Source organism: Escherichia coli (assembly GCF_036503815.1).
Taxonomy (GTDB): Bacteria; Pseudomonadota; Gammaproteobacteria; order Enterobacterales; family Enterobacteriaceae; genus Escherichia; species Escherichia coli_F.
This window is the reverse complement of the sequence record NZ_AP027766.1, coordinates 17,044-30,669: the sequence shown is the minus strand read 5'-3', so window position 1 is coordinate 30,669 and position 13,626 is coordinate 17,044. Positions and strand designations below refer to the sequence as shown.

Annotated in this window: 11 protein-coding genes and 4 pseudogenes; 10 read left to right on the top strand and 5 right to left on the bottom strand. The window is 58.0% G+C overall.

Features of this window, described 5'->3' with window-relative positions:
- The first annotated feature begins 46 nt into the window (after positions 1–46).
- Positions 47–931: a DMT family transporter gene (locus AABJ99_RS24530; RefSeq protein ID WP_000058717.1), complete on the top strand. Its 885-nt coding sequence runs from the start codon at positions 47–49 to the stop codon at positions 929–931.
- Positions 932–962: 31 nt separating this feature from the next.
- On the opposite strand, the gene tet(A) is transcribed toward AABJ99_RS24530, so the two are convergent.
- Positions 963–2,162 (bottom strand): tetracycline efflux MFS transporter Tet(A), encoded by a 1,200-nt coding sequence (gene tet(A) / locus AABJ99_RS24525; RefSeq protein WP_000804064.1) that lies wholly within the window; start codon positions 2,160–2,162, stop codon positions 963–965.
- A 105-nt stretch (positions 2,163–2,267) separates the two neighbouring features.
- Here tet(A) and tetR(A) point away from each other — a divergent pair, with 105 nt between their 5' ends.
- A complete protein-coding gene (gene tetR(A), locus AABJ99_RS24520) occupies positions 2,268–2,918 on the top strand; it encodes a tetracycline resistance transcriptional repressor TetR(A) (RefSeq protein ID WP_000164043.1) in 651 nt (216 codons plus the stop codon).
- A 31-nt stretch (positions 2,919–2,949) separates the two neighbouring features.
- Here the strand turns inward: tetR(A) and AABJ99_RS24515 are convergent, their stop codons facing one another.
- On the bottom strand, positions 2,950–3,192 hold the full coding sequence (locus AABJ99_RS24515; protein WP_024203663.1) for a hypothetical protein: 243 nt from the start codon (positions 3,190–3,192) through the stop codon (positions 2,950–2,952).
- 57 nt (positions 3,193–3,249) lie between these two features.
- Positions 3,250–4,764, bottom strand: a pseudogene (locus tag AABJ99_RS24510) (Tn3-like element TnAs1 family transposase); the annotation flags it as partial.
- A 65-nt stretch (positions 4,765–4,829) separates the two neighbouring features.
- Between AABJ99_RS24510 and AABJ99_RS24505 the strand changes: the two are divergent.
- From AABJ99_RS24505 to AABJ99_RS24495, 3 genes and pseudogenes are all read left to right on the top strand, one after another.
- Positions 4,830–5,534 carry an IS6-like element IS26 family transposase gene (locus AABJ99_RS24505; protein WP_001067855.1) on the top strand — a complete coding sequence of 235 codons (705 nt, stop codon included), beginning with the start codon at positions 4,830–4,832 and terminating at the stop codon, positions 5,532–5,534.
- A 51-nt stretch (positions 5,535–5,585) separates the two neighbouring features.
- Positions 5,586–7,352, top strand: a pseudogene (locus AABJ99_RS24500) (Tn3 family transposase); the annotation flags it as partial.
- Positions 7,353–7,430: 78 nt separating this feature from the next.
- Positions 7,431–8,435, top strand: a complete 1,005-nt coding sequence (locus tag AABJ99_RS24495) for an IS110-like element IS5075 family transposase (protein ID WP_000427619.1) — start codon at positions 7,431–7,433, stop codon at positions 8,433–8,435.
- Between the two features lie 253 nt (positions 8,436–8,688).
- Here the strand turns inward: AABJ99_RS24495 and AABJ99_RS24490 are convergent.
- Positions 8,689–8,793 (bottom strand): annotated as a pseudogene (locus AABJ99_RS24490) (Arm DNA-binding domain-containing protein); the annotation flags it as partial.
- A 329-nt stretch (positions 8,794–9,122) separates the two neighbouring features.
- Here AABJ99_RS24490 and sul2 point away from each other — a divergent pair.
- The 3 genes from sul2 to AABJ99_RS24475 are packed head-to-tail and all read left to right on the top strand — an operon-like array spanning position 9,123 to position 11,638.
- The gene (gene sul2, locus AABJ99_RS24485; RefSeq protein ID WP_001043260.1) at positions 9,123–9,938 is read left to right on the top strand and encodes a sulfonamide-resistant dihydropteroate synthase Sul2; all 816 of its coding nucleotides are present in this window, start codon (positions 9,123–9,125) and stop codon (positions 9,936–9,938) included.
- Positions 9,939–9,998: 60 nt separating this feature from the next.
- On the top strand, positions 9,999–10,802 hold the full coding sequence (gene aph(3'')-Ib, locus AABJ99_RS24480) for an aminoglycoside O-phosphotransferase APH(3'')-Ib (protein WP_001082320.1): 804 nt from the start codon (positions 9,999–10,001) through the stop codon (positions 10,800–10,802).
- Positions 10,802–11,638 (top strand): aminoglycoside O-phosphotransferase APH(6)-Id, encoded by an 837-nt coding sequence (locus tag AABJ99_RS24475; RefSeq protein WP_000480972.1) that lies wholly within the window; start codon positions 10,802–10,804, stop codon positions 11,636–11,638. Before aph(3'')-Ib ends, AABJ99_RS24475 begins: the two co-directional genes overlap by 1 nt.
- Positions 11,639–11,744: 106 nt before the next feature.
- On the opposite strand, the pseudogene AABJ99_RS24470 reads toward AABJ99_RS24475, so the two are convergent.
- Positions 11,745–12,149, bottom strand: a pseudogene (locus AABJ99_RS24470) (IS91 family transposase); the annotation flags it as partial.
- A gap of 155 nt (positions 12,150–12,304) precedes the next feature.
- On the opposite strand from AABJ99_RS24470, the gene AABJ99_RS24465 reads away from it, so the two are divergent.
- Entirely contained in the window at positions 12,305–12,895 is a 591-nt protein-coding gene (locus AABJ99_RS24465) for a plasmid pRiA4b ORF-3 family protein (protein ID WP_012477564.1), read from the top strand.
- Between the two features lie 136 nt (positions 12,896–13,031).
- Positions 13,032–13,604 (top strand): recombinase family protein, encoded by a 573-nt coding sequence (locus tag AABJ99_RS24460; RefSeq protein WP_001493762.1) that lies wholly within the window; start codon positions 13,032–13,034, stop codon positions 13,602–13,604.
- Positions 13,605–13,626 lie beyond the last annotated feature (22 nt).

The window sequence follows — 13,626 nt, the reverse complement described above, 5'->3', positions numbered from 1 at the left end:
TGCAACTCTCAAAAACCCATCGCCGTAGCGGAGGTCTTGTAATCGCATGTCATTACGCACGCCCGATTTATTGTTCACAGCGATAGCACCTGCCATTTGGGGCAGCACCTACATTGTCACCACCCAATACCTGCCGAACTTCTCACCGATGACGGTCGCGATGCTGCGGGCGTTGCCGGCGGGTTTATTGCTCGTGATGATCGTCCGACAGATTCCAACGGGAATCTGGTGGATGCGCATCTTCATCCTCGGCGCACTTAATATTTCGCTATTCTGGAGCTTGTTGTTTATTTCGGTCTACCGCCTGCCGGGCGGGGTCGCGGCGACGGTAGGCGCTGTGCAGCCGCTGATGGTCGTGTTCATCTCTGCCGCTCTGCTAGGTAGCCCGATACGATTGATGGCGGTCCTGGGGGCTATTTGCGGAACTGCGGGCGTGGCGCTGTTGGTGTTGACACCAAACGCAGCGCTAGATCCTGTCGGCGTCGCAGCGGGCCTGGCGGGGGCGGTTTCCATGGCGTTCGGAACCGTGCTGACCCGCAAGTGGCAACCTCCCGTGCCTCTGCTCACCTTTACCGCCTGGCAACTGGCGGCCGGAGGACTTCTGCTCGTTCCAGTAGCTTTAGTGTTTGATCCGCCAATCCCGATGCCTACAGGAACCAATGTTCTCGGCCTGGCGTGGCTCGGCCTGATCGGAGCGGGTTTAACCTACTTCCTTTGGTTCCGGGGGATCTCGCGACTCGAACCTACAGTTGTTTCCTTACTGGGCTTTCTCAGCCCGGGGACCGCCGTGTTGCTAGGATGGTTGTTCTTGGATCAGACGCTGAGTGCGCTTCAAATCATCGGCGTCCTGCTCGTGATCGGGAGTATCTGGCTGGGCCAACGTTCCAACCGCACTCCTAGGGCGCGTATAGCTTGCCGGAAGTCGCCTTGACCCGCATGGCATAGGCCTATCGTTTCCACGATCAGCGATCGGCTCGTTGCCCTGCGCCGCTCCAAAGCCCGCGACGCAGCGCCGGCAGGCAGAGCAAGTAGAGGGCAGCGCCTGCAATCCATGCCCACCCGTTCCACGTTGTTATAGAAGCCGCATAGATCGCCGTGAAGAGGAGGGGTCCGACGATCGAGGTCAGGCTGGTGAGCGCCGCCAGTGAGCCTTGCAGCTGCCCCTGACGTTCCTCATCCACCTGCCTGGACAACATTGCTTGCAGCGCCGGCATTCCGATGCCACCCGAAGCAAGCAGGACCATGATCGGGAACGCCATCCATCCCCGTGTCGCGAAGGCAAGCAGGATGTAGCCTGTGCCGTCGGCAATCATTCCGAGCATGAGTGCCCGCCTTTCGCCGAGCCGGGCGGCTACAGGGCCGGTGATCATTGCCTGGGCGAGTGAATGCAGAATGCCAAATGCGGCAAGCGAAATGCCGATCGTGGTCGCGTCCCAGTGAAAGCGATCCTCGCCGAAAATGACCCAAAGCGCGGCCGGCACCTGTCCGACAAGTTGCATGATGAAGAAGACCGCCATCAGGGCGGCGACGACGGTCATGCCCCGGGCCCACCGGAACGAAGCGAGCGGGTTGAGAGCCTCCCGGCGTAACGGCCGGCGTTCGCCTTTGTGCGACTCCGGCAAAAGGAAACAGCCCGTCAGGAAATTGAGGCCGTTCAAGGCTGCCGCGGCGAAGAACGGAGCGTGGGGGGAGAAACCGCCCATCAGCCCACCGAGCACAGGTCCCGCGACCATCCCGAACCCGAAACAGGCGCTCATGAAGCCGAAGTGCCGCGCGCGCTCATCGCCATCAGTGATATCGGCAATATAAGCGCCGGCTACCGCCCCAGTCGCCCCGGTGATGCCGGCCACGATCCGCCCGATATAGAGAACCCAAAGGAAAGGCGCCGTCGCCATGATGGCGTAGTCGACAGCAGCGCCGGCCAGCGAGACGAGCAAGACCGGCCGCCGCCCGAAACGATCCGACAGCGCGCCCAGCACAGGTGCGCAGGCAAATTGCATCAACGCATACAGCGCCAGCAGAATGCCATAGTGGGCGGTGACGTCGTTCGAGTGAACCAGATCGCGCAGGAGGCCCGGCAGCACCGGCATAATCAGGCCGATGCCGACAGCGTCGAGCGCGACAGTGCTCAGAATTACGATCAGGGGTCTGTTGGGTTTCACGTCTGGCCTCCGGACCAGCCTCCGCTGGTCCGATTGAACGCGCGGATTCTTTATCACTGATAAGTTGGTGGACATATTATGTTTATCAGTGATAAAGTGTCAAGCATGACAAAGTTGCAGCCGAATACAGTGATCCGTGCCGCCCTGGACCTGTTGAACGAGGTCGGCGTAGACGGTCTGACGACACGCAAACTGGCGGAACGGTTGGGGGTTCAGCAGCCGGCGCTTTACTGGCACTTCAGGAACAAGCGGGCGCTGCTCGACGCACTGGCCGAAGCCATGCTGGCGGAGAATCATACGCATTCGGTGCCGAGAGCCGACGACGACTGGCGCTCATTTCTGATCGGGAATGCCCGCAGCTTCAGGCAGGCGCTGCTCGCCTACCGCGATGGCGCGCGCATCCATGCCGGCACGCGACCGGGCGCACCGCAGATGGAAACGGCCGACGCGCAGCTTCGCTTCCTCTGCGAGGCGGGTTTTTCGGCCGGGGACGCCGTCAATGCGCTGATGACAATCAGCTACTTCACTGTTGGGGCCGTGCTTGAGGAGCAGGCCGGCGACAGCGATGCCGGCGAGCGCGGCGGCACCGTTGAACAGGCTCCGCTCTCGCCGCTGTTGCGGGCCGCGATAGACGCCTTCGACGAAGCCGGTCCGGACGCAGCGTTCGAGCAGGGACTCGCGGTGATTGTCGATGGATTGGCGAAAAGGAGGCTCGTTGTCAGGAACGTTGAAGGACCGAGAAAGGGTGACGATTGATCAGGACCGCTGCCGGAGCGCAACCCACTCACTACAGCAGAGCCATGTAGACAACATCCCCTCCCCCTTTCCACCGCATCAGACGCCCGTAGCAGCCCGCTACGGGCTTTTTCATGCCCTGCCCTAGCGTCCAAGCCTCACGGCCGCGCTCGGCCTCTCTGGCGGCCTTCTGGCGCTCCTGCTGCGGCGTCCGCTCGTGGGCCGTGGCGCGGGTCCGCGCGCCGGCCTCGTGCGCCTGGCGCTCGCGGGCGAGGTCCAGGGCGGCCGTCTTCACGTTCTGCCTTGCGCAGATGAGATAGGGGAGCCCGCAGAATTCGGAAAAAATCGTACGCTAAGGTTTTCCGGGCATCCGTAAGGGCCGAAACTTCCCGTCTTCCAGTCTGCGGCTCTGCCGCCAGACGTAATCGCCGGTTAGGTTGATGTGCTCCCAGCCCAGCGGCGACAGGAATTGCAGCAGCTCGCCGTCCACCGGCTTGCCGGCCTCGACCAACCCCTGGGTGGCGCGTTCCAGGTACACCGTGTTCCACAGCACGATAGCCGCCGTCACCAGGTTGAGGCCGCTGGCCCGGTAGCGCTGCTGCTCGAAGCTCCGATCCCTGATTTCCCCAAGGCGGTTGAAGAACACCGCCCTGGCCAGCGAGTTGCGCGCCTCACCTTTGTTCAGGCCGGCATGCACGCGGCGGCGCAGTTCAACACTTTGCAGCCAGTCCAGGATGAACAGCGTGCGCTCGATCCGGCCCAGCTCGCGCAGGGCCACGGCCAGTCCGTTCTGGCGCGGGTAGCTGCCGAGCTTGCGCAGCATCAGCGAGGCGGTGACGGTGCCCTGCTTGATCGAGCTGGCCAGGCGCAGGATGTCGTCCCAGTGGGCACGCACGTGCTTGATGTTCAGGGTGCCGCCGATCAGCGGGCGCAACGTCGGGTAGGCTTGCACGCCCTGCGGCACGTACAGCTTGGTTTCGCCGAGGTCGCGGATGCGCGGCGCGAAGCGGAAGCCTAGCAGGTGCATCAGGGCAAAGACGTGATCGGTGAAGCCGGCCGTGTCGGTGTAGTGCTCCTCGATCCGCAGGTCGGACTCGTGGTACAGCAGGCCGTCGAGCACATAGGTGGAATCGCGGACGCCGACATTCACCACGCGGGTGCTGAACGGCGCGTACTGGTCGGAGATATGGGTATAGAACAGCCGTCCCGGCTCGCTACCGTACTTCGGGTTGACGTGCCCGGTGCTCTCGCCCCGGCCACCCGCGCGGAAGCGCTGGCCATCGGAGGATGAGGTCGTGCCGTCGCCCCAGTGGGCGGCAAAGGCGTGGCGATACTGGTGGTTGACCAGCTCGGCCAAGGCCGCCGAATAGGTTTCGTCGCGGATGTGCCAGGCTTGCAGCCAGGACAGCTTGGCGTAGGTCAGGCCGGGGCTCGACTCGGCCATCTTGGTCAGCCCGAGGTTGATCGCATCACCGAGGATTGCGGACAGCAGCAACGTCCTGTCTTTGGCCTCGGCCCCGTCCTTCAAGTGGGTGAAGTGGCGGCTGAAGCCCGTCCAGTCGTCCACGTCCATCAGCAGTTCGGTGATCTTGATGCGCGGCAGTAACTGGCTGGTTTGGTCGATCAGCGCCTGCGCCCGATCCGGCACCGCCGCATCCAGCGGGGTGATTTTCAGCCCTGACTCGGTGAGGATGGCATCGGGCAGCTCGTTGTCCTTGGCCAGGCGGGTGACGGTGGCCAACTGCTCGTCCAGCAGCTGCAAACGCTCTTCCAGGTACTGGTCGCTGTTCGGGTTGATCGCCAGGGGCAGGGCCTGCTCGCGCTTGAGTGCGGCGAACTTCTCGGCCGGCAGCAGGTAGTCGTCGAAGTGGCACTGTTGCAAATAGTCGGTGGTGATAAACTTATCATCCCCTTTTGCTGATGGAGCTGCACATGAACCCATTCAAAGGCCGGCATTTTCAGCGTGACATCATTCTGTGGGCCGTACGCTGGTACTGCAAATACGGCATCAGTTACCGTGAGCTGCAGGAGATGCTGGCTGAACGCGGAGTGAATGTCGATCACTCCACGATTTACCGCTGGGTTCAGCGTTATGCGCCTGAAATGGAAAAACGGCTGCGCTGGTACTGGCGTAACCCTTCCGATCTTTGCCCGTGGCACATGGATGAAACCTACGTGAAGGTCAATGGCCGCTGGGCGTATCTGTACCGGGCCGTCGACAGCCGGGGCCGCACTGTCGATTTTTATCTCTCCTCCCGTCGTAACAGCAAAGCTGCATACCGGTTTCTGGGTAAAATCCTCAACAACGTGAAGAAGTGGCAGATCCCGCGATTCATCAACACGGATAAAGCGCCCGCCTATGGTCGCGCGCTTGCTCTGCTCAAACGCGAAGGCCGGTGCCCGTCTGACGTTGAACACCGACAGATTAAGTACCGGAACAACGTGATTGAATGCGATCATGGCAAACTGAAACGGATAATCGGCGCCACGCTGGGATTTAAATCCATGAAGACGGCTTACGCCACCATCAAAGGTATTGAGGTGATGCGTGCACTACGCAAAGGCCAGGCCTCAGCATTTTATTATGGTGATCCCCTGGGCGAAATGCGCCTGGTAAGCAGAGTTTTTGAAATGTAAGGCCTTTGAATAAGACAAAAGGCTGCCTCATCGCTAACTTTGCAACAGTGCCAGCTGCGGGCCGCTCCCGCCGCGAAGGACGTGCTCGACGCCATCGAGGTGCTGCGCGGCATGAACAGCGACAACGCCCGCAAGGTGCCCGCCGACGCGCCGACCGAGTTCATCAAGCCGCGCTGGCAGAAGCTGGTCATGACCGACACCGGCATCGACCGGCGCTACTACGAACTGTGCGCGCTGTCGGAGATGAAGAACGCGTTGCGTTCCGGCGACATCTGGGTGCAGGGGTCGCGCCAGTTCAAGGACTTCGAGGACTACCTGGTGCCGCCCGCGAAATTCGCCAGCCTCAAGCAGGCCAGCGAATTGCCGCTGGCCGTGGCCACCGACTGCAACCGGTACCTGAACGACCGGCTGACGCTGCTGGAAACACAGCTTGCCACCGTCAACCGTATGGCGACGGCCAACGAGCTGCCGGACGCCATCATCACCGAGTCAGGCTTGAAGATCACGCCGCTCGACGCGGCGGTACCCGACACCGCCCAAGCGCTGATCGACCAGACGGCAATGATCCTGCCGCACGTCAAGATCACCGAACTGCTGCTGGAGGTGGACGAATGGACGGGCTTCACTCGGCATTTCGCGCATCTGAAATCGGGCGACCCGGCCAAAGACAAGAACCTGTTGCTGACCACGATCCTCGCCGACGCGATCAACCTGGGCCTGACCAAGATGGCGGAGTCTTGCCCCGGCACGACCTACGCCAAGCTGGCTTGGCTGCAAGCCTGGCACATCCGCGACGAAACCTACGGGGCGGCGCTGGCCGATCTGGTCAACGCACAGTTCCGCCATCCCTTCGCCGAGCACTGGGGCGACGGCACCACCTCATCGTCGGACGGCCAGAACTTCCGCACCGGCAGCAAGGCCGAGAGCACCGGCCACATCAACCCGAAATACGGGAGCAGCCCAGGGCGGACGTTCTACACCCACATTTCTGACCAGTACGCGCCATTTCACACCAAGGTCGTGAACGTCGGCGTGCGCGATTCGACCTACGTGCTCGACGGCCTGCTGTACCACGAGTCCGACTTGCGGATCGAGGAGCATTACACCGACACGGCGGGCTTCACCGATCACGTCTTCGCCCTGATGCACCTCCTGGGCTTCCGCTTCGCGCCGCGCATCCGCGACCTGGGCGACACCAAGCTCTACATCCCGAAGGGCGACGCCGCCTATGACGCGCTGAAACCCATGATCGGCGGCACGCTCAACATCAAGCACGTCCGCGCCCATTGGGACGAAATCCTGCGGCTGGCCACCTCGATCAAGCAGGGCACGGTGACGGCCTCCCTGATGCTCCGAAAGCTCGGCAGCTACCCACGCCAGAACGGCCTGGCCGTGGCGCTCCGCGAGCTGGGCCGCATCGAGCGCACGCTGTTCATCCTGGACTGGCTGCAAAGCGTGGAACTGCGCCGCCGCGTGCATGCCGGCCTGAACAAGGGCGAGGCGCGCAATGCGCTGGCCAGGGCAGTGTTTTTCAACCGCCTGGGTGAAATCCGCGACCGCAGTTTCGAGCAGCAGCGCTACCGGGCTAGCGGCCTCAATCTGGTAACGGCTGCCGTCGTGTTGTGGAACACGGTCTATCTGGAACGGGCTGCGCACGCGCTGCGTGGCAACGGCCATGCCGTTGATGACGCGCTGTTGCAGTACCTGTCGCCGCTCGGTTGGGAGCACATCAACCTCACCGGCGATTACCTCTGGCGCAGCAGCGCCAAGATCGGCGCGGGCAAGTTCAGGCCGCTACGACCGCTGCAACCGGCTTAGCGTGCTTTATTTAATGAGATGGTCACTCCCTCCTTCCCAGTACTATGCTGAGGACAGGCTTTCATTCGGAGAACCATCATGGAAAACATTGCGCTTATTGGTATCGATCTGGGTAAGAACTCTTTCCATATTCATTGTCAGGATCATCGTGGGAAGGCCGTTTACCGTAAAAAATTCACCCGACCAAAGCTAATCGAATTTCTGGCGACATGCCCGGCAACAACCATCGCGATGGAAGCCTGTGGCGGTTCTCACTTTATGGCACGCAAGCTGGAAGAGTTAGGGCATTTTCCAAAGCTGATATCACCGCAATTTGTCCGCCCATTCGTTAAAAGCAACAAAAATGACTTCGTTGATGCTGAAGCTATCTGTGAAGCAGCATCACGTCCATCTATGCGTTTCGTGCAGCCCAGAACCGAATCTCAGCAGGCAATGCGAGCTCTGCATCGTGTCCGTGAATCCCTGGTTCAGGATAAGGTGAAAACAACTAATCAGATGCATGCTTTTCTGCTGGAATTTGGTATCAGCGTTCCGCGAGGTGCTGCCGTTATTAGTCGACTGAGTACCCTTCTTGAGGACAGTAGTTTGCCTCTTTATCTCAGCCAGTTACTGCTGAAATTACAACAGCATTATCACTATCTTGTTGAGCAGATTAAAGATCTGGAATCTCAGTTGAAACGAAAGTTGGACGAAGATGAGGTTGGACAGCGCTTGCTGAGTATTCCCTGCGTTGGAACGCTGACTGCCAGTACTATTTCAACTGAGATTGGCGACGGGAAGCAGTACGCCAGCAGCCGTGACTTTGCGGCGGCAACAGGGCTGGTACCCCGACAGTACAGCACGGGAGGTCGGACGACATTGTTAGGGATTAGCAAGCGGGGCAACAAAAAGATCCGAACTTTGTTGGTTCAGTGTGCCAGGGTATTCATACAAAAACTGGAACACCAGTCTGGCAAGTTGGCCGACTGGGTCAGGGAGTTGTTGTGTCGGAAAAGCAACTTTGTCGTCACCTGTGCTCTGGCAAACAAGCTGGCCAGAATAGCCTGGGCACTGACGGCGCGACAGCAAACTTACGAAGCATAAAGGCAGAAATACACCAGTTTAAACAATCATTCATCTGGTTTTGCGAATACTGATATTGATGATACTAACGGCCCACCGGCCTGTTGAGGAACCTGTAAAACGGAAAGGCTCATTGAAGCCGTATATTTTCTGGAGGTTCATCAGGCGCGGAACTCATCGAGGCGCGGGAATAAAATCCCATTCAGACGCCGGATAGATTCAAGCAAGCCAACTTGTCGTCAAAATCGGTGTTGCAAAAACGGGAGTGACCATAGATTCCGTTTTCTGAGGCGACCCCCACATAGAGACCTTCCCGGTCATTCACTTTGTAGAGTTTGTCCCTGGGCTTGAGATTGCGCAGCTTGGTATCGGTCAGCATGTACCTTGTCCTTCTTCGTCTCCGATACCCACTCTATTGTAAACAAGACATTTTTATCTTTTATATTCAATGGCTTATTTTCCTGCTAATTGGTAATACCATGAAAAATACCATGCTCAGAAAAGGCTTAACAATATTTTGAAAAATTGCCTACTGAGCGCTGCCGCACAGCTCCATAGGCCGCTTTCCTGGCTTTGCTTCCAGATGTATGCTATTCTGCTCCTGCAGCTAATGGAGCACCGCAAACAGGTTACTCGCCTGGGGATTCCCTTTCGACCCGAGCATCCGTATGAGACTCATGCTCGATTATTATTATTATAGAAGCCCCCATGAATAAATCGCTCATCATTTTCGGCATCGTCAACATAACCTCGGACAGTTTCTCCGATGGAGGCCGGTATCTGGCGCCAGACGCAGCCATTGCGCAGGCGCGTAAGCTGATGGCCGAGGGGGCAGATGTGATCGACCTCGGTCCGGCATCCAGCAATCCCGACGCCGCGCCTGTTTCGTCCGACACAGAAATCGCGCGTATCGCGCCGGTGCTGGACGCGCTCAAGGCAGATGGCATTCCCGTCTCGCTCGACAGTTATCAACCCGCGACGCAAGCCTATGCCTTGTCGCGTGGTGTGGCCTATCTCAATGATATTCGCGGTTTTCCAGACGCTGCGTTCTATCCGCAATTGGCGAAATCATCTGCCAAACTCGTCGTTATGCATTCGGTGCAAGACGGGCAGGCAGATCGGCGCGAGGCACCCGCTGGCGACATCATGGATCACATTGCGGCGTTCTTTGACGCGCGCATCGCGGCGCTGACGGGTGCCGGTATCAAACGCAACCGCCTTGTCCTTGATCCCGGCATGGGGTTTTTTCTGGGGGCTGCTCCCGAAACCTCGCTCTCGGTGCTGGCGCGGTTCGATGAATTGCGGCTGCGCTTCGATTTGCCGGTGCTTCTGTCTGTTTCGCGCAAATCCTTTCTGCGCGCGCTCACAGGCCGTGGTCCGGGGGATGTCGGGGCCGCGACACTCGCTGCAGAGCTTGCCGCCGCCGCAGGTGGAGCTGACTTCATCCGCACACACGAGCCGCGCCCCTTGCGCGACGGGCTGGCGGTATTGGCGGCGCTGAAAGAAACCGCAAGAATTCGTTAACTGCACATTCGGGATATTTCTCTATATTCGCGCTTCATCAGAAAACTGAAGGAACCTCCATTGAATCGAACTAATATTTTTTTTGGTAAATCGCATTCTGACTGGTTGCCTGTCAGAGGCGGAGAATCTGGTGATTTTGTTTTTCGACGTGGTGACGGGCATGCCTTCGCGAAAATCGCACCTGCTTCCCGCCGCGGTGAGCTCGCTGGAGAGCGTGACCGCCTCATTTGGCTCAAAGGTCGAGGTGTGGCTTGCCCCGAGGTCATCAACTGGCAGGAGGAACAGGAGGGTGCATGCTTGGTGATAACGGCAATTCCGGGAGTACCGGCGGCTGATCTGTCTGGAGCGGATTTGCTCAAAGCGTGGCCGTCAATGGGGCAGCAACTTGGCGCTGTTCACAGCCTATCGGTTGATCAATGTCCGTTTGAGCGCAGGCTGTCGCGAATGTTCGGACGCGCCGTTGATGTGGTGTCCCGCAATGCCGTCAATCCCGACTTCTTACCGGACGAGGACAAGAGTACGCCGCAGCTCGATCTTTTGGCTCGTGTCGAACGAGAGCTACCGGTGCGGCTCGACCAAGAGCGCACCGATATGGTTGTTTGCCATGGTGATCCCTGCATGCCGAACTTCATGGTGGACCCTAAAACTCTTCAATGCACGGGTCTGATCGACCTTGGGCGGCTCGGAACAGCAGATCGCTATGCCGATTTGGCACTCATGATTGCTAACGCCGAAGAGAACTGGGCAGCGCCAGATGAAGCAGAGCGCGCCTTCGCTGTCCTATTCAATGTATTGGGGATCGAAGCCCCCGACCGCGAACGCCTTGCCTTCTATCTGCGATTGGACCCTCTGACTTGGGGTTGATGTTCATGCCGCCTGTTTTTCCTGCTCATTGGCACGTTTCGCAACCTGTTCTCATTGCGGACACCTTTTCCAGCCTCGTTTGGAAAGTTTCATTGCCAGACGGGACTCCTGCAATCGTCAAGGGATTGAAACCTATAAAAGACATTGCTGATGAACTGCGCGGGGCCGACTATCTGGTATGGCGCAATGGGAGGGGAGCAGTCCGGTTGCTCGGTCGTGAGAACAATCTGATGTTGCTCGAATATGCCGGGGAGCGAATGCTCTCTCACATCGTTGCCGAGCACGGCGACTACCAGGCGACCGAAATTGCAGCGGAACTAATGGCGAAGCTGTATGCCGCATCTGAGGAACCCCTGCCTTCTGCCCTTCTCCCGATCCGGGATCGCTTTGCAGCTTTGTTTCAGCGGGCGCGCGATGATCAAAACGCAGGTTGTCAAACTGACTACGTCCACGCGGCGATTATAGCCGATCAAATGATGAGCAATGCCTCGGAACTGCGTGGGCTACATGGCGATCTGCATCATGAAAACATCATGTTCTCCAGTCGCGGCTGGCTGGTGATAGATCCCGTCGGTCTGGTCGGTGAAGTGGGCTTTGGCGCCGCCAATATGTTCTACGATCCGGCTGACAGAGACGACCTTTGTCTCGATCCTAGACGCATTGCACAGATGGCGGACGCATTCTCTCGTGCGCTGGACGTCGATCCGCGTCGCCTGCTCGACCAGGCGTACGCTTATGGGTGCCTTTCCGCAGCTTGGAACGCGGATGGAGAAGAGGAGCAACGCGATCTAGCTATCGCGGCCGCGATCAAGCAGGTGCGACAGACGTCATACTAGATATCAAGCGACTTCTCCTATCCCCTGGGAACACATCAATCTCACCGGAGAATATCGCTGGCCAAAGCCTTAGCGTAGGATTCCGCCCCTTCCCGCAAACGACCCCAAACAGGAAACGCAGCTGAAACGGGAAGCTCAACACCCACTGACGCATGGGTTGTTCAGGCAGTACTTCATCAACCAGCAAGGCGGCACTTTCGGCCATCCGCCGCGCCCCACAGCTCGGGCAGAAACCGCGACGCTTACAGCTGAAAGCGACCAGGTGCTCGGCGTGGCAAGACTCGCAGCGAACCCGTAGAAAGCCATGCTCCAGCCGCCCGCATTGGAGAAATTCTTCAAATTCCCGTTGCACATAGCCCGGCAATTCCTTTCCCTGCTCTGCCATAAGCGCAGCGAATGCCGGGTAATACTCGTCAACGATCTGATAGAGAAGGGTTTGCTCGGGTCGGTGGCTCTGGTAACGACCAGTATCCCGATCCCGGCTGGCCGTCCTGGCCGCCACATGAGGCATGTTCCGCGTCCTTGCAATACTGTGTTTACATACAGTCTATCGCTTAGCGGAAAGTTCTTTTAGGAGAGCATGAAAAACCTCGGGGCAGCCATCGAATGATGCCATCTACAGGGGTTAAAATAACCACCATCATTTCATAACAATACCTGCTGACTATGAAGATCTACGTCATCAAAATAGCAGTTCATGGAGTCAGTCCGATGGTCTGGCGTCGGCTGAGAATTGCTGCCGACACGTCACTGGCCGCGCTTCACTTCATTTTCCAGATAGTGCAGGGCTGGGGGGACGACCATCTCCATCAATTTCACATTTATGGCAAAGATTACGGTATCTCCTACGAAGGAGGCATCGGTTTTGTCGATAATCCGTTCCGGGTCGTGATTGATGATTTTGCTTTTGATGCTGGCGATCGCTTTACCTATGAATACAATTTCTTTGAGCACTGGCTTCATGACATTCGTGTTGAGGCCATTTATGAAAACTCTACGCTGAAAGCGCCGTTTTGTATAAGCGGCCATGGTATGCCCGGAGCCACAGCTGCGGATGAGTTCGATAAAACCCTGGCGTTTCTTGAAGCTATCGTTAATGCGGATGATGAAACAACGGTCGGCGAGATCCGCCCTTTTGCTGACGACCTGGATGCTGTCAGGTTCAACCGCCACAAAATCAACCGGCAACTGAGCAGGCTCGACCTTGCATCTCCGGTACTGGAGCCTGAAGTTATCTGGCTGGGCCGTCGTCGCTGACTGATGTCTATAAAGGTATACGTTTTCAGCATGCCTCTCAGATCCCCGAAAAAATGTCTATAAACCTCCCTAAATCAGTGTTTATGGATTATTCTTTAAATCTCTATGATGTTTAAAGACCTTCCGGAGGTTTTGCGTGCAATATGCCTACATCAGGGTAAGCTCGGCCGATCAGAATACGGCCCGTCAGGAAGAGGCATTGTCAAAGGCGGGTTTTCAGCCTGATAAAATTTGTGTTGAGCATGCCAGCGCGAAGGACACAAACCGCCCGGGGTTACAGGAACTCCTGGGGCAATTACGCCCTGGTGATACGCTTCTGGTTCATTCCATCGATCGCCTTTGCCGGAATATGTCGGATATGTGCGCTGTCACCACCCGGCTTCGTGACCAGGGCGTTACCCTTATTTTTCTGAAAGAGCAGCTGACGTTCAGCGCCGGCACAAACAATCCGATGCAGGAACTGCAGCTGCACATGATGTCGGCATTCAGCCAGTTTGAACGAGCCTTACTGAAGGAAAGGCAGGCCGACGGCATCGCCGCGAAAAAAGCACGGGGTGAAAAAACAGGGCGCCCCGGCGCCGATATCAAAAAGATCCAGGAAATTGACGCACTCAGAAGCAGAGGGGTCAGGCTCAGGATCGCCTGCGACCATGCGGGCCTTGGCGTTTCCACATATTATAAGCTTCGTCACCAGATGAACAACCAGTAGCCGGGAGATAGTCATCCACCAC

Bases quoted from the DNA above. Each gene is read 5' to 3' on its own strand.
- AABJ99_RS24530 (WP_000058717.1), top strand. From the start codon at position 47: ATGTCATTACGCACGCCCGATTTATTGTTCACAGCGATAGCACCTGCC.
- AABJ99_RS24505 (WP_001067855.1), top strand. From the start codon at position 4,830: ATGAACCCATTCAAAGGCCGGCATTTTCAGCGTGACATCATTCTGTGG.
- AABJ99_RS24495 (WP_000427619.1), top strand. From the start codon at position 7,431: ATGGAAAACATTGCGCTTATTGGTATCGATCTGGGTAAGAACTCTTTC.
- sul2 (WP_001043260.1), top strand. From the start codon at position 9,123: ATGAATAAATCGCTCATCATTTTCGGCATCGTCAACATAACCTCGGAC.
- AABJ99_RS24475 (WP_000480972.1), top strand. From the start codon at position 10,802: ATGTTCATGCCGCCTGTTTTTCCTGCTCATTGGCACGTTTCGCAACCT.
- AABJ99_RS24465 (WP_012477564.1), top strand. From the start codon at position 12,305: ATGAAGATCTACGTCATCAAAATAGCAGTTCATGGAGTCAGTCCGATG.